Origin of the sequence: Nonomuraea sp. MTCD27, assembly GCF_041950495.1 — a bacterium.
Lineage (GTDB): Bacteria > Actinomycetota > Actinomycetes > Streptosporangiales > Streptosporangiaceae > Nonomuraea.
Map to the genome: position 1 here is coordinate 650,557 of NZ_JBGNUW010000004.1, position 18,543 is coordinate 669,099.

Annotated in this window: 13 protein-coding genes; 4 read left to right on the forward strand and 9 right to left on the reverse strand. The window is 73.1% G+C overall.

Annotation, left to right across the window (positions count from 1 at the left end):
* Positions 1-30: 30 nt before the first annotated feature.
* Complete coding sequence (locus tag ACBJ59_RS15240; protein ID WP_375110813.1) at positions 31-3,441, forward strand: M28 family peptidase; 3,411 nt, start codon at positions 31-33, stop codon at positions 3,439-3,441.
* A gap of 8 nt (positions 3,442-3,449) precedes the next feature.
* Here ACBJ59_RS15240 and ACBJ59_RS15245 read toward each other — a convergent pair whose 3' ends face one another.
* Positions 3,450-6,341, reverse strand: a complete 2,892-nt coding sequence (locus tag ACBJ59_RS15245) for an AAA family ATPase (RefSeq protein WP_375110814.1) — start codon at positions 6,339-6,341, stop codon at positions 3,450-3,452.
* A 173-nt stretch (positions 6,342-6,514) separates the two neighbouring features.
* On the opposite strand from ACBJ59_RS15245, the gene ACBJ59_RS15250 reads away from it, so the two are divergent.
* Positions 6,515-7,093: a TetR/AcrR family transcriptional regulator gene (locus ACBJ59_RS15250; RefSeq protein ID WP_375110815.1), complete on the forward strand. Its 579-nt coding sequence runs from the start codon at positions 6,515-6,517 to the stop codon at positions 7,091-7,093.
* A gap of 190 nt (positions 7,094-7,283) precedes the next feature.
* On the opposite strand, the gene ACBJ59_RS15255 is transcribed toward ACBJ59_RS15250, so the two are convergent.
* Genes ACBJ59_RS15255 through ACBJ59_RS15270 form a run of 4 tightly spaced genes read right to left on the reverse strand, consistent with a single transcriptional unit; the run spans position 7,284 to position 12,460 of the window.
* On the reverse strand, positions 7,284-9,311 hold the full coding sequence (locus ACBJ59_RS15255) for a glycoside hydrolase family 2 protein (protein WP_375110816.1): 2,028 nt from the start codon (positions 9,309-9,311) through the stop codon (positions 7,284-7,286).
* Between the two features lie 25 nt (positions 9,312-9,336).
* A complete protein-coding gene (locus ACBJ59_RS15260) occupies positions 9,337-10,179 on the reverse strand; it encodes a carbohydrate ABC transporter permease (RefSeq protein WP_375110817.1) in 843 nt (280 codons plus the stop codon).
* Positions 10,176-11,093, reverse strand: coding sequence for a carbohydrate ABC transporter permease (locus ACBJ59_RS15265; protein WP_375110818.1), 918 nt, complete (start codon positions 11,091-11,093; stop codon positions 10,176-10,178). The genes ACBJ59_RS15260 and ACBJ59_RS15265 overlap by 4 nt, the downstream gene beginning before the upstream one ends.
* Positions 11,090-12,460, reverse strand: a complete 1,371-nt coding sequence (locus ACBJ59_RS15270; RefSeq protein ID WP_375110819.1) for an ABC transporter substrate-binding protein — start codon at positions 12,458-12,460, stop codon at positions 11,090-11,092. Before ACBJ59_RS15270 ends, ACBJ59_RS15265 begins: the two co-directional genes overlap by 4 nt.
* Positions 12,461-12,597: 137 nt before the next feature.
* Here ACBJ59_RS15270 and ACBJ59_RS15275 point away from each other — a divergent pair, with 137 nt between their 5' ends.
* The gene (locus ACBJ59_RS15275) at positions 12,598-13,620 is read left to right on the forward strand and encodes a LacI family DNA-binding transcriptional regulator (RefSeq protein ID WP_375110820.1); all 1,023 of its coding nucleotides are present in this window, start codon (positions 12,598-12,600) and stop codon (positions 13,618-13,620) included.
* A 90-nt stretch (positions 13,621-13,710) separates the two neighbouring features.
* Entirely contained in the window at positions 13,711-14,400 is a 690-nt protein-coding gene (locus tag ACBJ59_RS15280; protein ID WP_375110821.1) for a hypothetical protein, read from the forward strand.
* A gap of 34 nt (positions 14,401-14,434) precedes the next feature.
* On the opposite strand, the gene ACBJ59_RS15285 is transcribed toward ACBJ59_RS15280, so the two are convergent.
* The 4 genes from ACBJ59_RS15285 to ACBJ59_RS15300 are packed head-to-tail and all read right to left on the reverse strand — an operon-like array spanning position 14,435 to position 18,526.
* A complete protein-coding gene (locus tag ACBJ59_RS15285) occupies positions 14,435-14,965 on the reverse strand; it encodes a GNAT family N-acetyltransferase (RefSeq protein ID WP_375110822.1) in 531 nt (176 codons plus the stop codon).
* Complete coding sequence (locus tag ACBJ59_RS15290; RefSeq protein WP_375110823.1) at positions 14,962-16,785, reverse strand: ABC transporter ATP-binding protein; 1,824 nt, start codon at positions 16,783-16,785, stop codon at positions 14,962-14,964. The genes ACBJ59_RS15285 and ACBJ59_RS15290 overlap by 4 nt, the downstream gene beginning before the upstream one ends.
* Positions 16,782-17,585 carry an ABC transporter permease subunit gene (locus ACBJ59_RS15295; protein WP_375110824.1) on the reverse strand — a complete coding sequence of 268 codons (804 nt, stop codon included), beginning with the start codon at positions 17,583-17,585 and terminating at the stop codon, positions 16,782-16,784. The genes ACBJ59_RS15290 and ACBJ59_RS15295 overlap by 4 nt, the downstream gene beginning before the upstream one ends.
* Positions 17,582-18,526 (reverse strand): ABC transporter permease, encoded by a 945-nt coding sequence (locus ACBJ59_RS15300; protein WP_375110825.1) that lies wholly within the window; start codon positions 18,524-18,526, stop codon positions 17,582-17,584. The genes ACBJ59_RS15295 and ACBJ59_RS15300 overlap by 4 nt, the downstream gene beginning before the upstream one ends.
* Between the last annotated feature and the right edge of the window lie 17 nt (positions 18,527-18,543).

Consider the following 18,543-nt stretch of genomic DNA (forward strand, 5'->3'; position numbering starts at 1 on the left):
CCGGGGGAACCGCCGAAAGGAGCACCCAGCGTGAAACGCAAAGCCCTGCTCGCGGCGGTCGTGGGCATCGCCACGGCCGCGACGATGGCGTTACCCGCGTCATCCGCGAACGCCGCCCCTCCAGGGGCCGCCAAGTCCCAGGAGACCAGGCTCGCGGCGGCCGACCCCGAGTCGCTCGCGGCCGCGGTCGCGGACAAGGCCGTCGCCAGCCGGCTCGACGAGCTCACCAGGGGACCGGACGAGGCGTACAGCCGGGTCTCGGTCACCCCCGGCGCGAGTGACATGTTCTACGTGGCGTACGAGCGTACGTACAAGGGCCTGCCCATGGTCGGCGGTGACGCCGTCGTGGTCACGGACGCGGCGGGGCACGTCAGGGACACGGTCGCGGCGGCCGGGCCGAGCCCGCGCGACGTGCCGACCAGGGCCACGATCAGCGCCGGGCGGGCCACCGAGGTCGCCAGGACCAGGCTGGAGCGGGTGGACGACACCGCCGAGCCGCGCCTGGTGGTGCTGGCCTGGGGCGAGCGGCCCCGGCTGACCTGGGAGGCCGTGGTCAGCGGCATCGCCGGGGGCAAGCCGAGCATCCAGCACGTGTTCGTGGACGCGCGCACCGGCAGGATCGCCGACTCGTACGACCTGGTACGCGCCGGCACCGGCACCGGCTTCTACAACGGCCAGGTGACGATCGGCACCAGCGGCTCCGGCAGCTCGTACTCGATGACCGACACCAGCAGGCCCGGCATCCAGTGCGGCGGCCAGGGAGGCACCGCCTACACCGGCACGGACGACACGTGGGGCAACGGCTCCGGCACCAACCTGGAGACCGCCTGCGTCGACGCGCTCTACGGCGTGCAGCGCGAGTGGGAGATGCTGCGCGAGTGGCTCGGCCGCAACGGCATCAACGGCAGCGGCCGCGGCTTCCCCGCCCGGGTCGGGCTGAACGAGGTCAACGCCTACTGGAACGGCAGCTACACCAACTTCGGCCACAACCAGGCCAACACCCAGCAGGCCACCCCCATCGACGTCGTGGCCCACGAGTACGGGCACGCGATCTTCCAGACCACCCCGGGCGGCGCCGGCTCGGGCAACGAGAACGGCGGCATCAACGAGGGCACCGGCGACATCTTCGGCGCGCTCACCGAGCACTACGCCGACAACCCCAACGACCCGCCGGACTACCTGGTCGGCGAGGAGGTCAACCTCGTCGGGCAGGGGCCGATCCGGAACATGTACAACCCGGGCGCGCTCGGCGACCCGAACTGCTACTCCTCCTCGATCCCGAGCACCGAGGTGCACGCGGCGGCCGGCCCGCTGAACCACTGGTTCTACCTGCTGGCCGAGGGCAACAACCCGGGCGGCGGCAAGCCGTCCAGCCCGATCTGCTCCGGAGGCCCGTCGTCGGTCACCGGCATCGGCATCCAGAAGGCCGGCAAGATCTTCATGGGCGCGCTCGGCCGCAAGACGTCCACCTGGCGCTACTCGAACGTCCGCGCGGCCTCCGTCGCGGCCGTCATCGAGCTGTACGGCGCGAGCAGCGTGGAGTGCAACACCACCAAGGCCGCCTGGAGCGCGGTGAGCGTGGCGGCGGCGTCGGGCGAGCCCGCGTGCGGCACGCCGGGCAACGACTTCTCGCTCTCGCTCAACCCGTCGTCCGGCAGCGCGGCGCCGGGACAGCAGCTCACGGTCACAGTCGGCACGCAGACGACCTCGGGCAGCGCGCAGACGGTGAACCTGGCCGCGTCCGGGCTGCCGGGCGGCACCACGGCGAGCTTCAGCCCGTCGTCGGTGACCTCGGGCAACTCCTCGACGCTGACGCTGTCGGTGGGCTCGGCCACGGCGCAGGGGTCGTACCAGATCACCGTCACCGGGGCGGGCACGGCCACGCACACCGCCACGTACGCGCTCACCGTCGGGCAGGGGCCGGGCGGCAGTGACCCGCCGGACATCAGCCTGAGCAACGTCAAGGCGCACCTGACGCAGTTCCAGTCGATCGCGACCGGTAACGGCGGGAACCGCAGGTCCACGGGCAGCGGCTACCTCCAGTCGGTCTCCTACATCGAGGAGAAGCTGCGCGCGGCCGGCTACACCGTGGCACGGCAGAGCTGCGGCACGACCTACTGCACCGGCGGCGCGGGCCCGAACCTGATCGCCGACTGGCCGGGCGGCGACGCGAACCAGGTCATCATGTCCGGCGCGCACCTCGACAGCGTCTCGGCCGGACCCGGCATCAACGACAACGCCTCGGGCTCGGCCAACCTGCTGGAGGTCGCGCTGACCCTGGCGCAGAAGAACCCGGCACTGGCCAAGCACGTCAGGTTCGGCTGGTGGACCGACGAGGAGCAGGGGCTCAACGGCTCGGAGTTCTACGTCGCCTCGCTCAGCGCCACCGAGCGGTCGCGGATCAAGGTCTACTACAACTACGACATGACCGGCTCCACCAACGGCGGCTACTTCATCAACAACATCACCACCACCGGGGCCGCCTACCTCAAGGAGTTCTACGACCGGCTGAACCTCCAGCCCGAGGAGAACGTCGAGGGCGCCAACCGCTCGGACGACGCCTCCTTCCGCAACGCCGGCATCGCCAGCTCGGGCGTCGCGGCGGGCGCCAGCGCCACGAAGACGTCGGCGCAGGCGGCCAAGTGGGGCGGCACGGCCGGGCGCGCGTACGACTCCTGCTACCACGCGGCCTGCGACACCTCCACCAACATCAACGACACGGTCCTGGACCGGGCGGCGGACGCGGCGATGTACGCGGTCTGGAAGCAGGCGGTCGGCGACACCCCGCCGGCGCGCGACTTCTCGATCTCGGCGAACCCGGCCTCCGGCACCGTGCAGGCGGGTTCGGCGGCGACGACCACGATCGGCACCGGCACCACGGCGGGCACCGCCCAGACCGTGAACCTGGCGGCGAGCGGGCTCCCGACGGGTGCCTCGGCCACGTTCAACCCGGCCTCGGTGACCTCCGGCGGGTCGGCCACGCTGACGGTATCGACCGCGCCCACCACACCGGCCGGGAACTACACCGTCACGGTGACCGGCACGGGTGAGACGGTCACGCGTACGACGACGTACGCGCTGACCGTGGAGGGCACCTCCGGCGGCCGGACGTTCACGAACGGCACCAACTATCCGATCGCCGACTTCAGCAACACCCAGAGCTCGGTCGGCTCCACCGCGACGGGCGCCGCGACCTCCCCGGTCCGGCTGTCCATCACGATCAGCCACACGTGCGCGGAGGACCTCGACATCTGGCTGCGCGGCCCCAACGGCACCTGGTACGCGGTGGACCGCTACGGCGGCACGACCTGCACCGCGTACGGCACCAGGACGTTCTCCGTCCCGGTGACCCAGCAGGCGGCCGGCACCTGGGTGCTCGACATCGAGGACGTCTACGCCGGTGACACCGGCTTCCTCGACTCGTGGAGCATCACGGTCTAGCCGCCCGGTCACTCGGGGGTGGCGGGCCCCGGCCGGTCGTCCGGCCGGGGCTCTCTCACGTCCGCCCGCGTGCGCACGCCGAGCTTCTGCAGCACCCGCGCCACGTGCGTGTCCACCGTCCGCTGCGACAGGAACAGCACCTCGGCGATCTCCCTGTTCGTCCGCCCGAGCGCGACCAGCCTGGCCACCTCGCTCTCCCGGGGCGACAGGACGCCGTTGCCGGCCTTCCTGCCCCGGCGCGGCGGGGCGGGCCGGCCCCGGTCGGGGCCGATCTCGCGCAGCAGCCGCCGGCAGCGGGCCGCGTCGTGGGTGGCGCCGAGCGCCGCGTACCGCTCGCCCGCGTCGGCGATCAGCTCGGTGGCCCGCTCCCGGTCCCCGAGCGCGAACCGGGCACCCGCCTCGGACTCCGCCGCCCGCGCCGCCGAGTACGGTCGCGGCATCGCCAGGTACGCCACCCGCGCCCCGGCGTAGCGCCGCGCCGCCTCCTCGAACGCGCCCGCGTCCCAGGCCAGCACGCCCCTGGCGAGGTCGAGCCCGGCGTGCGCCGACGGCGCGGTCCGGCCCTCGATGCCCGCCGCGAACTCGGCCACCAGCCCCGCCGCCCCCGCCGGCCGCCGGGCCCTGAGCAGCGCGGCGACGGCGGCCGGGACGAGCTGGTCGCCCCAGACCCACACGCCCTTGCGCCGCAGCCGGGTCACCGCCAGGTCGGCCGCGCGCACCGCCGGCTCCAGCGCGCCCCTGGTCAGGTGCAGCTCGACCAGCCCGCTGGAGCCCGCCACGGCGACCGGCAGGAACCCCGAGTCGAGGTCCCGCACGCCGGCCACCTCCAGGTGCTCGCCGGCCTCGTCCCACTCACCCCTGGCCAGGGCCAGCACGCCGAGCGCGAGCCGGGCCTCCACCGCCAGCAGCGGCGCCTCGTACGTCATCTCGACGGCGGCCACCGCCCGCTCGCGCAGGCCGTCCCAGCGGCCGGTGAGCAGGTCGAGCCGGATCGACGACATCTCCACCAGGAACACCGGGTAGAGCGCGCCGGTCTCCTCGGCGACGCGCCTGCTCTGGTCGGCGAAGCGGCCGGCGGCGGCGTAGTGCCCGAGGGCGAGCGCGGCGTCGTACAGGTTGGAGTAGCCGCGGGCCACCTGCCTGCGCACGGCCGTGGACGGGTCGTTGACCGGCAGCGTCTCCGCCAGGTCGAACGCGTCCGGCGAGCCGATCATCATGGTCAGGCTCACCCGGTTGGCCAGCACGGCGGCGGCCAGCTCCGGGTCCTGGCCCTCTACCAGCAGCTTCTCGGCCTGCGCCATCCACTCCTCGTGCACGGCCAGCGGCTCGCCGCCCCACGCGGGCATGGCCAGCAGCGCCAGACCGCGGGCGGCCAGGCAGGGGCTGTCGGCCAGGTCGGGGAGCGCGGCCAGGATCTCCTGCCGGCCCGCGGTGATCGCGCCGGCCTGGTTGGACAGCAGCACGCCCAGGTTGAGCCGGGCCTGGCCGCGTACCTTCCTGGACAGGAAGTCGTCGGAGAGCAGGTGGCGCAGGATGCGGACCACGCGGCGGTGCGACAGGCCGACCGCGGCGACCCGGCTGAGCCGCAGCGCCAGCGGGCCCCGGGCCTCGCGGGGGAGTTTCGGGTCGGCGAGCAGCCCTTCGAGCAGCTCGACGGCGAGCGGGATGTCGCCCAGGGCGGCGGCGTGCTCCGCCGCGGCGCCGCCGTGCCGCTGCCAGGCCGCGAAGTCGCCGGCGCGGCGGGCGTGGTGGGCGAGCTGGACCAGGGGCGGCGGGTCGAGCGCGGCCAGCGCGGCCATGGCCCGGCGGTGGATGAGGCGGCGGTCGGGGCCGGGGATGGCGTCGTAGACGGCCTGCTGGGCGAGGTCGTGGCGGAAGCCGTACTGGCCGTCCTGGTGCTCCAGCAGCACGCCGGCCTGCAGCGCGCGGCTCAGCCCGGACTCCCCGGGGTCGTGGCCCGAGACGGCGTTGATCAGCGGCTCCTCGGCCGGCAGGCCCAGCACGGCGGCGGCGCGCACGGAGCTCAGCGCGGCCGGCGACAGCCCGGTGAGCCGCTCGGCCATGGCCTCGCGCAGCAGCACCGGCACGGCCATGCGGTCGAGCGCCGCCGGCTCGGGTAAGCGGCCCTCGTCATCGAGCAACGAGCGCACCACCTCCTCGATCACGAACGGCACCCCGGCGGTGCGCTCGTGCAGCCTGGCGGCGAAGGCCGCGGTCGGCTCCGCCCGGCCGAGCAGCGCCCCGGCCAGGCTGCGCACGCCCTCGACGTCGAGCGGCGTCAGCGAGATCACCTCGCTGCGCACGCCCGGCGCCCGCCGGTAGGCGTGCCCGAACGGCAGCCCCGGCACCGGCAACTCCTCCCTGCGGAACGTCACCACCAGCGCCAGCCCGTCCGGCGGCTGGTCGGTGAGGAAGCGCAGCAGGTCGCGGGTGCCGTCGTCGGCCCAGTGCAGGTCCTCGACCACCAGCACGACCGGCCCGGCAGCGGCCAGCAGCGCGTGGACCGCGCGGAACAGGTGGTGCCGCTCGGCCCGGGGGTCGTCCATCGGGGGCGGGGACGGGGCCGGCGGCAGGCGCCCCGCCAGCTCGGGCAGGTAGCCGCGCAGCGCCCCGGTGACCGGGCTGAGCCGGTCGCGGTCCGGCAGCGCGGCGGCGACGTGACGCAGGGCGTCGAGGACGGGTCCGTACGGGAAGGGCTCGCGGATCTGGTGGCAGTGGCCGAGCAGCACCGTTCGCCCGCCGCCGGTGAGCGGCCCGATCGCCGCCCTGACCAGGCTGGTCTTGCCGATCCCGGCCTCGCCCTGCACCTGGGTGACGGCGGGCGGGCTGGTGATGGTGCTGACGAGTAATCGCAACTGGGCGTCGCGCCCGACCAACGCAGGAGAAGCCAGGCTTGCCATCGGGGTCTCCGTAACAGTGCGTTCTACTCCCCCTGTCGGAATACCGTTATCCTCTCCCGGTCAGCCGCGGTCAAGCCTCCTGTGGCGTCCTGCGCGGGAAGCGCCGCCGCGGCGAGTCCGGCCTTGTCCGCAGCCGGAGCCCCCGCACCTTCCGCCGGTAGGCTGGCCGCATCATGGACAGCACGCTGGGGCTGCGCGAGCGCAAGAAGGCCGAGACACGTCAGGCCGTACACGAGGCGGCGCTGCGGCTCGTGGTCGAGCACGGCCTCGACGCCGTCACGGTGGAGGCGATCGCCGACGCGGCGAACATCTCGCGGCGGACGTTCTCCAACTACTTCTCCGGCAAGGAGGACGCGCTGCTCTACGGCGAGGAGCAGCGCATCCGGGCCCTCGTCGACCAGGTGAGCGCCCAGCCGTCCGGGATGCCGGCCTGGCAGGCGCTGCGGGCCTCGATCGACCAGCTGCACCAGCAGCTGGGGGAGCCGGAGCGCGAGTGGGCGCTGCGCGCCCGCCTGGCCAGGCGGCACCCGGCGCTGCTGGCCCGGCAACTGGCGAACCACGCGGCGCTGGAGCGTGACCTGACGGAGGTCATCGCCGACCGCCCCACCCCGGTGCCGCCCCGGGTGCTCGCCGCGGCCTTCCTGGTGGCGTTGCGGCTGGCCACGCACGTGTGGACGGAGGAGCAGGAGGCGCGCACGCTGCGCGAGGTCATGAGCGAGACCCTCGACCAGATCGCCCACCCCTTCACCTGACCACCTCGCCCCCCGACGTGCCACGCCCGGCTCGCCCCCGACACGCCACGCCCGGCTCGCCCACCTTCGCCCGCCCGCGCCCACCTTCGCCCTCCCCTCCCTCCCGGAAGGACAGCACTTCCGCGTTCGCGCTGTAGTGGCGTGCTCGGTGGGGATGGGCGCCGGCGAGTGCCTCAGCGGTTGTCCTCGATCAGCGGTTGTCTCCGATGACGAAGCCGGTGAAGGTGTCCACGTCCACGGCCGAGCGGGCCACGACCGTCCCGTCGCTGATCAGCGCGATGTGCAGCCGCCCGCTCGACCAGCCCTCCGGCAACGTGGCGTGCACCTCGGCGGCCCCGCTGAGCAGGAACGGCTTGGCCTCGATCCACGGCCCCGCGGAACCGGGCTCGGCGGGGGTGGCGCCGAAGACGGAGGTCCAGGCGGTGTGCAGGTGGCCGTTGACCGGCTCGGTGCCGTGGTGCGAGACGCGGACGGGCACGCTCACCTCGCGCGACTCGCTGAGCAGGTCCCGGCCGGGCGCGACGGGGACGACGTCGAGCACGAGCGTGGTCGTGGCGTTCACCTCGGCCGGGTCCACCCCGGCCAGGTCCTTGGCCCGGCGCTCGAAGTCGAGCAGGCCGGCCGACTCGTGCTCGATGTCGTACAGCTCGGTGTAGACGTAACCGGCCACGCGGTCGTGGCGGCGCAGCTCCTGGGTCTGCCAGCGCAGCTGCCAGCCCCGCTCGACGGAGGTGAAGCCGGTGCCGTACTCGCTGTTGAGGTTGGGCAGGCCGCGCAGCGGCTGGTCCGGCGTGCCGGCCAGCTTCTTGCGCACCACGAAGTCGGGGCCGAGCTTGACGGGGAAGTCGTCCTGGCCGCCGTCGAGCAGCGCGGCGACCGTCCGGCCCCAGGAGGCGGCGGACTCGTCGTAGTAGTGCCAGTCGAGCAGGTCGGTCTTGACGTGGGTCCAGCCGGAGTTGTCCACCGCCGGCCGGCTCGCGTCGAGGCTCTTGAGCAGGTCGTACGCCTGCGCCGTCGCCTGCTGCTTGGCCGGGTCGCCGGGGATGTCCCAGTCCAGGCCCCACTCCTCGTTGTACAGGCCCCAGATGACGATCGCGGGCGAGTTGCCGTCCCGCTCGACCATGGGCGCGACCTGCTCCTCGAACGCCGCCACCGAGTCGGCGGAGAAGCGGCCGGTCGCCGCGGGCTCGGCCCACACGAGCATGCCGAGCCGGTCGGCGTGGTGGACGAAGCGCGGGTCCTCCAGCTTGAGGTGCTTGCGCACCAGGTTGTAGCCCGCCGCCGCGGCCAGCTCGATGTCGTGGACCAGCGCGCCGTCGTCGGGCGCGGTGATCCCGGTACGCGGCCAGTACCCCTGGTCGAGCACCCCGCGGACGAACAGGCGGTCGCCGTTGAGGTACAGGTCCTCGCCGATCACCTCGATCCGCCGCAGGCCGGTGTAGGCCGCGACCTCGTCGGTGCCGTCGGCCGAGGTCAGGGTGGCGTCGACGTGGTAGAGGTGCGGGTCCTCGGGCGACCACAGGCGCGGTTCGGCCACCGGGATCCCGGCCGCCGCCAGGCCACCCACGACCGGGATCTCGATCGTGGTGCCCGTGCCGCGCAGGCTCAGCCGGAGCAGGGCCTCCTCCGACGGCCCCGCCACCCGCGCCTCGACCTCGATGGCGTCCAGCCCCTCCGAGGGGCGCAGCTTCAGCGCGGCCACGTACGTGGCGGGCCGGGCCTCCAGCCAGACGCTCTGCCAGATGCCCGACGACGGGGTGAAGCAGACGCCGTCGAAGTCGTCGCGCGGGATGCTGCGCTGCTTGCCGTGCGCGATCTCGCGCTTGTCCAGCGGCGCGGAGACCCGGACGACGACCTCCTGCCGCCCCTCGACGAGCGCATCGGTGATGTCGGCCTCGAACGGCGTGTAGCCGCCCCGGTGGGTGGCCACCTCGACGTCGTTGACGTAGACCGTGGCCTCGTGGTGCACGGCTCCGAACTGGAGCACGACCCGCTGCCCGCCCCACTCCGCGGGCACGGTGAACGAGCGGCGGTACCACGCCACGGGCAGCCAGTGGGCCTCGATGCCCGACGCGGGGGTCTCCCAGGCGAAGGGCACGGTGATGGTCCGGTTCCAGTCCTGCTCGGTGTCGGCCCGGAAGTCCCAGTCGCCGTTCAGGCTGGACCAGCTGTGCGACCGGTCGAAATGGGGCCGGGGATATTCCGCACGCGGCGTCATGGTGCTCTCTTTCATGTGATCGGGGTCAGCCCTTGACGCTGCCCGCGAGGATGCCGTTGATGAAGTGGCGCTGCAGCAGGACGAAGATCACCAGCAGCGGCAACATGGCGATGCTCCCGGCGGCCAGCAACTCGCCCCACACGGTGGCGAAGTCGGCGCCGATCCGGTTGCCGGTGACGTTCTGCGCCAGCGTGGACAGCACCACCTGCAGCGTCTGGTGCGCGGTGTCGTTGACGGCGACGACCGGCCAGACGAAGTCGTTGTAGACGTTCATGGTGGTCAGCACGGCCAGCGCGGCCAGGCCGGGGCGGATGACCGGCAGCACGACCTTGTAGAAGATGCCGAACTCGCCGGCCCCGTCCACCCGCCCGGCGTCGATCAGCTCGTTCGGGATGGCGGCGATGGTCTGCCGCATCCAGAAGATGCTGAACGCGTCGATGCTGCCCGGCAGGATCAGCGCCTGGTAGGTGTTCACCCAGCCCAGCGCGCTCATCTCGAGCAGCAGGGGGATGATCAGCACCAGCGTCGGCAGCATCAGCGTCAGCAGCACGATGCCGAACAGCAGGTTCTTGAACGGGAAGTCGTACTTGGCGAACGCGTAGCCGGCCAGCGGGCAGAAGAACATCGTCATCGCGCCCTTGACCACCAGCACCAGCGCCGTGTTGGCGAATCCGGTGCCGATGGGCACGTCGGCGAACATGGCCCGGTAGTTGTCCAGCGTCAGCTCGCCGATCGACAGCGGGCTGGCGATGATCTCCGCCGCCGGCTTGAGCGAGGAGCTGACCGCCCACCAGATCGGGTACAGGAACGCGATCGCGAGCAGCACCAGCAGCGCGTACTGCACGATCCCCGGCCTGGGCTGGTTCATGAGACCTCGTCTTTCGGGCGCAGCAGCCTGACCGAGACCAGCGACAGGCCGAAGACCAGCAGGACCAGCAGGAACGAGTTCGCGGCGCCGGTGCCCAGGTCCGAGGCGGTGATGTGCTCGTACAGGTAGAGCCCTGCGGTGGTGGTGGAGCCGTACGGGCCGCCCTCGGTGACCACGAACGGCTCGGCGAACATCTGGAAGACCGCCAGCGTCTGGATGACCACCAGGAACGCCATGCTCCGCCGCACCAGCGGCACGGTGATCGACCAGAACTGGCGCCAGCGGGAGGCGCCGTCGAGGGAGGCGGCCTCGTACACGCCACCGGGGACGGCCTGCAGGCCGGCGAGCAGGATGATGATCGCGAACCCGGTGGTCTTCCACAGGAACAGCAGCGCCAGCGTCGGCTTCGACCACGCCGTGGAGGTCAGCCAGCCCACGTCCGGCAGCCCCACCAGGTTGAGCAGATAGTTGACCAGCCCGTAGTCCTGGTCGAACACCACGATCCACACCTGCGCCATGGCCACCAGCGGGGTCACGAACGGCGCGATGAACGCCACCCGGAAGAACCCGCGCAACCGCAGCTTGGCGTTGGCCAGCAGCACCGCGCCGCCCAGCCCGGCCACGACCTGGATCGGCACGATGAGCAGCCACATGACGGCGCTGTTGCCGAGCGAGGCCCAGAAGTCCGGGCTGGTCAGCAGGTAGAGGTAGTTGTCGAGGCCCACCCAGCGGGCCCCGCTCCCGCCCCGCCAGCGCATGAAGCTGAGCTGCAGCGCGTAGATCAGCGGGTAGATCCCGAACGCGGCGAAGACCACGAAGAACGGGGCGATGAACAGGTACGGCGACAGCCGCGTGGACCGCCAGATCCGCGGCCGGGACCGCGCGTGGACGCCGCTCGTGAGGCTCGCCGTCATGACCGGTCGATCAGGTTGCGCTGGATCTTCTCGGCCGACTCCGAGATCACTTGGTCAGGCGTCATCTTGCCTTCCATCAGGCGTTGCATGTTGTTGCCGAGGTAGTCCACCGACTGGGCCCACCACCACGGGATCGGCGCGGCGGCCGGGATGGTGGCGGCGGCCTCGACGGCGACCTTCCACAGGTCCTGGCCGCCGAGCGCCTCGATGGGCTGGAACAGCGGCTTGGCCGGGTCGAGGGCGGGCGTGTAGCTCGGGATCGAGGTGGACAGGCCGCCGGGGTAGACGTCGTTGGGGCCGTACACGGCGGTGTAGCCGGGCTCTTTGAAGCACAGGAACTCGTACAGCAGCCAGGCCAGCTCCGGGTTCTTGGCCTTGGCCGGGATGATGAAGCTGCTGCCGCCCATCGCGCCGCTGCGCGCGCCGCCCGGCGTCCAGGCCGGCAGCGGCGCGGCCCGCCACTTTCCCTTGGTGTTCTTGAGGAGTTGCTGCGGCGCGAACGACCACCAGATCGCCCACGGCACGAACACCTGCTGGCCGTTGTCGAGCGTGTTGACGTCGGCCTGCTCCAGGTAGGGGGCGTGGGTGACCAGGCCGTCCTTGACCGCGGTCTGGATCCAGGTGAAGATCCGCCGGTATTCCGCGGAGTCCAGCCGCAGCCTGCCCTGGGCGTCGGTGAGGCTCGTGCCCTGCTGGTTGGCCAGCATCTCCAGCCAGAGCTGGCTGAGGAACGGCGTCTTCTCCAGGTGGATGGGCTTGGTCCTGGGGTCTTTCTCCTTGATCGTCCTGGAGGCGGCGAGCAGGTCGTCGTACGTGGCCAGGCTCGCCGGGTCGACCCCGGCGCTCTCCAGGACGTCCTCGCGGTACCAGAGCAGCCCGGGGTCCAGGTCCCACGGCACGCCGTAGATCTTGCCGTCCACCGTGTTGACCGACAGCTTGTACGCCGAGGTCTGGTCCTTGTACGGCGCGATCAGGTCCGTCAGGTCGAAGAGGTGCTCGGCCTGCCCGCCGATCTTGGCGTCGTCCCAGAAGCTGCCGTCGGGCACGTCGGTCCCGCTGATGAGCGTGTTGGCCAGCTTGGCGTCGATGTCCACGGCCTGGTGGTTCACCTTGACGTTCGGGTACGCCTGGCGGAACTTGGCGATCGCCGCGTCGAAGACCTTGAACAGGTCGCCGGATCGGTTCCAGATCGTGATCTCGCCCTTGGCCGCGGACGTCGTGGCGGTCGGCGCGGCCAGCTTGCTCGGCTGCGCGCTCGTACCGCCGGGGGCGGCGCACGCGGCGGCCAGAGAGCCGGTGGCGGCGAGTGCGCCGATGCCCAGGGCTCCCTGGAGAAAACCGCGACGGCCTATGCGGGGTGTGGACATCTTCGACTCCTCGCCGGACGGGGGAAGGTGCTGTGAGGGCTCTGCAACGATGCAGACATAATGCATACTCGTGTGCAACGATGCAAGAGCGGATTTAGGATCTTCCCAAGACCAGCAGCCGGAGGTATAGGAGACGCATGGCCGGTCCAACCCTGCGTGACGTCGCCAAGCGGGCGAACGTGTCCATTCGCACGGTGTCCAACGTGGTCAACGGTTACGCGCCGGTCTCCGACGAGCTGCGCGCGCGGGTGCAGGCCGTCCTGGACGAGCTCGACTACCGTCCCAACCTCATCGCCCGCAACCTCAAACAGGGGCGTACGGGGATGATCGCCCTCGTGGTGCCCGAGCTGGACGTGCCCTACTTCGCCGAGCTGGCCCGCGAGGTGATCACCGCCGCCCGCGCCCACGGCTACGTGGTCATGATCGACCAGACCGACGGCGACGGGGACCGGGAGCGCGAGCTGCTCGGGCGGGACTCGCGGGCCACCATGTTCGACGGCCTGCTGCTCAGCCCCCTCTCGGTCTCCGCCGAGGAGCTGCGCGGCCGGGGCAACCGGATCCCGATCGTGCTGCTCGGCGAGCACATCTTCAACGGCAGCTTCCCCCACGTGGCCATCGACAACGTGGCCGCCGCCCGCGACGCCACCGCGCACCTGCTGGACCTGGGCCGCCGCCGGGTGGCCGCGATCGGCGACCAGCCGTACGCGACCGGCGAGACCGCCCAGCTCCGCACCACCGGCTACCGGCAGGCGCACACCCGCGCCGGCCTGGAGGTGGACGATTCCCTGATCGTGTCCACCCCGCACTTCCACCGCCGCCTGGGCGCCGAGGCCATGGAACGGCTGCTCGCCCTCCCCGAGCCGCCGGACGCGGTGTTCTGCTACAACGACCTGCTCGCCCTGGGCGCGATCCGGGCACTGACCAGGGCCGGCCGCCGCATCCCCGACGACGTGGCCGTGGTGGGCGTGGACGACATCGAGGAGGGCCAGTACAGCACGCCCAGCCTGACCACGGTCGCCCCGGACAAGGGGGAGCTCGCCCGCCGGGCGGTGGACACGCTGCTGGAGTCGATCCGCGGCGAGCTCGGCTCACCCCCCGAGATCGTGGTGCCCCACCGGCTGATCGTCAGGGAGAGCACGGCAGGCGAGACGCCGGCCTGAACCGGGCTGCCGACGGTAGTGCTGGGACCACCTCAGGGTCTAGCCGCAGCGCCCGTGCCCGCGCGCGCGGCCACGGCTTGGATGGCAGGTATGACGACTCCTGGACGCTGGATCGAGGGCACCGGTCTGGTGCTCGGCCCGTTGCTGCTGCTCGCCGGGGTGCTCACCCGGCTCGGCGCGGACGACTTCTTCCCCGGCCAGCTGGCCGCCCACGCCGCCGCCCCGGGACGGATGGCCTGGTCCTACGGCCTGTACGCGGCCGGGGTCGTGCTGCTGTGGCCCGCCGTGACCGCCCTGGCCCGGCTGATCAAGATCAGGCGTCCCGGATGGGCGCAGTGGGGCCTCACGCTCGTGGTGCTCGGGCTGTTCGGGCGGGTGTTCCACGCCGGGGTGAGCCATCTGGCCTTCCAGCTCGTGGACGTGCTCGGCCTGGAGGCGGCCCAGCGGGCGGTGGCGGAGACGTACGGCGCCTTCCACGTGTTCAAGGCGGTCAACGTGTGCATCATGGGCGGCTGGATCGTGCTCGCCGTCGGCGCCTACCGGGCCGGGGCGCTGGGCCTCGCCCGGAGCGTGGCCCTCGGGCTGGCCGCCCTGCTGCCGCTGGGCGTGCTCAAGGGCAGCAGCGACCCGGTCTCGCTGGTGGCCCTGGCCGGGCTCGCCGTCGCGCTGGTGCCGCTGGGCGTGTCCGTGCTGAGGCAGGGGCCCGCGCCCCGGTGGTGGGCCGCGGGGCTGGCGGTCGCGTTCGTCCCCGTCGCGTTCCTCCTGGGGCTGGCCGGTTGACCGCGGGCGGGAGACCGGCGCCGGCGCCTGGCGGTCACGACAGGGCGATCTCGAAGTGCACGGTCTGGAAGTGCTCGGGATCGCCGTCGCGGGCGTCGAACACCGGCTCGGCCACCGACCTCCAGAACTTCTCCGCCCCCGCCACCCGGGTGTCCGTGTGCAGGTAGAGGGCCCGGTAGCCGTCGTCGGCGGCGACGAAGCGGCGGGCCTGGGCGACCATCTCCCCGGCCAGGCCGCGCCTGCGGTGGGCCGGGTCCACGTACACGCGGAAGAGCTGCGCCGTGGAGCCGTCCGGGTACAGCCGGGCCAGCCAGTCCGGGTGCGGCGGGCTCTTCGGGCCGCCCGCCCGCACGGCCGTGGTGCCGACCACCTCGTCGCCGTGCAGCGCCACGATCAGCGTGTGGCGGGCGGGCAGCAGGTACGTGCCCGCCAGGTCGACCACGTCCCGGTGCCACTCGGGCCGGTAACCGTGGCCGAACTCCCGGTAGAACGTGTCCAGCATGACCCGCCGCGCGCCGTCCAGGTGGCGGGCGGCGGCGGGCCGGACGTTGTAGGGGTTCGTCATGGGCTGTTCTCCGATCTGACGCGACCGCCGTCGAGCTCCACGACCCGATCGGCGAGCCTGGCCACCACGTCCATGTCGTGGCTGATGAGCAGCAGGGTGAGCCCGAGGTCGCGGCGCAGCTCGTCGAGCAGGTCGAGGATGGCGGCCTGCACGAGGGCGTCCAGGCCGGAGGTGATCTCGTCGCAGATGAGCACCTTCGGTTCGGCGAGCAGGGCGCGGGCGAGCGCGGCCCGCTGGAGCTCGCCGCCCGACAGCGCCGCCGGCCTCCGTCCGGCCGTGCGCTCGTCGAGGCCCACCCGCTCCAGCACGGCCCGCGCCCCGGCCGCCGCCTCACCGGCGTTCGCGCCGCGGAGCCGTACGGCGGTGCGCGCTACCTGGGCCGACACGCTGCGGTACGGGTCGAAGGAGGCCCTGGCGTCCTGGAAGACGTACTGCACGTCGCGGGCCCGGGACGGGAGGTGGCGCGGAAGCGGCCGGCCCTCCAGCGTCACCGTCCCCGCGGCGGCCCGGTGCAACCCTGCGACGCACCGAGCCAGGGTGGTCTTCCCGCTCCCGGACCTCCCCACGACAGCCACACACTCCCCGGCGGCGACGCTCAGGCTCACCCCGCGCAGCACCGCCACCCGCCGATGCCCGGCCACCAGCCCCCGCACCTCCACCAGACCCCCCATACCCCCACCCCCACCCGCCCCCGCCTCCACGCCACTCGGTCGGCCGCCTTCGCACGGCGCCGCTTCCGCGCCACCGCCTTCGCCCGGCGCCGCGTTGGCGACGTCGCCTTCGGCCGGCGGTGCCCAGGGGGCGCCCGCGCTGCCGCTTTCGTCTGGCCCCGCCTCCACGCCGCCGCTTTTGCCCAGTGCCGCGTTGACGACGTCGCCGTCGCCGGTTCGGCTGGCGCTGGCGGTGTCGGCATGGCCGGTGGTGCCGTCTTCGGTGAGCTCCCTCTTCGGCGTCTCCGCGCTGTCACCGGCGGCTCGTCCTGTGGCCGGTGCTGGGGCGCCGGAGGCGGGGTGGGCCGGGGGGCTCGTGGGTCGGGACGGTGGGGTGAGGTGGGTGGAGAGCAGGCGTCGGGTGTAGTCGTGTCGCGGGGCGTCCAGGACGGCGGCGGCCGGGCCCGACTCGACGATGCGGCCCCCGTGCATCACCGCCACCCGGTCCGCCAGCGCGCGCACCATGGCCAGGTCGTGGCTGAGCAGCACCAGGGCGATGCCCTGCGTGCGCAGCCCGCGGAACTCCTCGATGACCTCGCCCCGGATGAGCCCGTCCTGACCGGTCGTCGGCTCGTCGGCGACGATCAGGACCGGGTCGAGCAGCAGTGCCTGGGCCAGCACGACCCGCTGCTGCTGGCCGCCGGAGAGCTGGTGCGGGTAGCGCCCGAGCAGCTCGACCGGCAACCGCGCCCGCCGCGCCGCCTCCCGCACCCGCTCCTCGGCCTCCCCGGCCCGGCCCCATGGCGGCCTGCGCCGCCGCGCCCGGACGTCCCCTGCCGGGTCCTGCGGCATGTCGAGCCTCTGTACGTCGCCCGCGGGCTGGTGGCGGGCGATCTCGCGGAGGACCCCGCCCACCCGGCGGGCCGGGTTGAGCACGCTCGACGGGTGCTGCGGCACGTACGCGACGGTGCCCGGCGCGCGGCGTACCTCGCCCGAGAGCCGCACCCCCGGGGCGTGCTCGCCGAGCAGCGCCAGCCCCGTCGTGGTCTTGCCGCTGCCCGAGGCCCCGACCAGCGCGAGCACCTCGCCGGCCGCCAGCTCGAAGGACACCCCGTCCACCAGCGCCCGCCCGTCCACCTCCGCGCGCAGCCCGGAGACCCGCACGATCATGCCCTGCCGCCCTTCCGCACTGCCCGGTCGAACGCCAGGTTCAGCCCCACCGACAGGGCCACGATCAGCAGCGCGGGCACCAGCACCGCCCACGGCTGCAGGAACATCCCGGTCCGGTTGCGATCCACCATCACCGCCCAGTCACTCGCGTCCGGGGCCAGGCCGACACCCAGGAAGCTGGCCGAGGCGACCAGATAGAGCGCCCCGACCAGGCGCACGCCGACGTCGGCCACCAGCGTCGTGAGCATCGACCGGCCGGTGTAGCCGATGGCGCGCCGCCACCACGTCTCCCCCTGCAACCGCAGGGCCTCCATCGCCGTCCCGCCCGCCGCCTCCAGCGCCGCCGCCCGCGAGATGCGTACGACCTCGGGCAGCCCGATCAGCGCCACGATCACCACCAGAGCGGCCGGCCCCGGCGAGAACAGCGCCGCCAGCATGATGAGCAGCAGCAACGACGGCACCGCCAGCAGCAGGTCGAGCGGGCGCATCAGCAGCTCGTCCACCCACCGCCGCCCGGCCAGTGCCGCCGACATGCCCGCCGACATGCCCGCCACCATGCCCAGCGGCACCCCCGCCGCGTACGCCAGCGACGTCGCCAGCACCGCCACCGCCACCACGGAACGCCCGCCGAGCAGCACCTGCTCCCACACGTCCCGCCCGACGAAGTCCGTGCCGAGCGGGGGCACGGCGGCGAAGGAGATCCCGCGCGGCTCGGGCGTGCCCGCCAGCCACGGCCCGGCCAGCGCGAGCACCAGCGGCACGGCCAGCAGCAGCACCCCGGCCCCCCGGCGCGCCCTCATCGGGCACCCGCCGGGACCAGCCGGTACGCCCCCAGGTCGGCGGCCAGGTTCACGGCCACCGTGGTCGTCGCGAACAACACGCACAGCGCCTGGATCACCGGGATGTCCCTGGCCGCCACCGAGTCGTTCAGCAGCGTGCCGAGCCCGGGGATCACGAACACCGACTCCACCACGATCACGCCGCCCAGCAGCCAGTCCGTGGTCCTGGCGAGCTGCTGCACGCCGGGGGCCAGGGCGTTGGGCAGCGCGTGCGTCAGGCGTACCCGCCAGGACGGCAGGCCCAGCCGTCGGGCGTGCGCCACGTAGCCGGAGGCCAGCGCGTCGATCATGCCCGCGCGTACCAGGCGGCTGATCGAGCAGACCGGCCGGGCCAGCAGCACCACGAGCGGGAGCACCAGCAGGGCGGGCTGCTCCAGCAGGTTCGGCGGCGCGCCGACCGCCGTCGGCGGGAACCAGCCCAGCCGCACCGCGAACAGCGCGACCAGCACCACGCCGAGCGCGAACTCCGGGATCGAGTACAGCCCGACGGTCACGGTGGTGAGCACCCGGTCGAGCAGGCGGCCGTGCCGCACCGCCGCGATCACCCCGGCCCCCACCGAGAGCGGTACGAGCAGGAGCAGCGTGGTCCCGGCCAGGACGAGCGTCGGCGGCAGCCCGCCGGCCAGCACCTCGGCCACCGGACGGCCGGAGACCAGCGAGACCCCCAGGTCGCCGCGCGCCAGCCCGGCCAGCCAGTCCGCCCACCGCTCGACGGCGGGCCGGTCCAGCTCCAGGGCGTGCCGGAGCTGGGCGATGCGCTCCTCGTCGGGGATGTCCCCCGCCAGCACCACGGCGGCGTCGCCGGGCAGCGCCTCCGTGAGCACGAACACCAGCGTGGCCACCGCCACGACCTGCACCGCGCCGAGCAGCAGCCGGCGCAGCGCGTAGCGGGTCAGATTCACGTGAAACTCGCTCTGGT

Excerpts from the sequence above, each read along its gene's own strand:
- ACBJ59_RS15245 (WP_375110814.1), bottom strand. The coding sequence starts at position 6,341 with ATGGCAAGCCTGGCTTCTCCTGCGTTGGTCGGGCGCGACGCCCAGTTG.
- ACBJ59_RS15250 (WP_375110815.1), top strand. The coding sequence starts at position 6,515 with ATGGACAGCACGCTGGGGCTGCGCGAGCGCAAGAAGGCCGAGACACGT.
- ACBJ59_RS15255 (WP_375110816.1), bottom strand. The coding sequence starts at position 9,311 with ATGACGCCGCGTGCGGAATATCCCCGGCCCCATTTCGACCGGTCGCAC.
- ACBJ59_RS15260 (WP_375110817.1), bottom strand. The coding sequence starts at position 10,179 with ATGAACCAGCCCAGGCCGGGGATCGTGCAGTACGCGCTGCTGGTGCTG.
- ACBJ59_RS15265 (WP_375110818.1), bottom strand. The coding sequence starts at position 11,093 with ATGACGGCGAGCCTCACGAGCGGCGTCCACGCGCGGTCCCGGCCGCGG.
- ACBJ59_RS15270 (WP_375110819.1), bottom strand. The coding sequence starts at position 12,460 with ATGTCCACACCCCGCATAGGCCGTCGCGGTTTTCTCCAGGGAGCCCTG.
- ACBJ59_RS15275 (WP_375110820.1), top strand. The coding sequence starts at position 12,598 with ATGGCCGGTCCAACCCTGCGTGACGTCGCCAAGCGGGCGAACGTGTCC.
- ACBJ59_RS15280 (WP_375110821.1), top strand. The coding sequence starts at position 13,711 with ATGACGACTCCTGGACGCTGGATCGAGGGCACCGGTCTGGTGCTCGGC.
- ACBJ59_RS15285 (WP_375110822.1), bottom strand. The coding sequence starts at position 14,965 with ATGACGAACCCCTACAACGTCCGGCCCGCCGCCGCCCGCCACCTGGAC.
- ACBJ59_RS15290 (WP_375110823.1), bottom strand. The coding sequence starts at position 16,785 with ATGATCGTGCGGGTCTCCGGGCTGCGCGCGGAGGTGGACGGGCGGGCG.
- ACBJ59_RS15295 (WP_375110824.1), bottom strand. The coding sequence starts at position 17,585 with ATGAGGGCGCGCCGGGGGGCCGGGGTGCTGCTGCTGGCCGTGCCGCTG.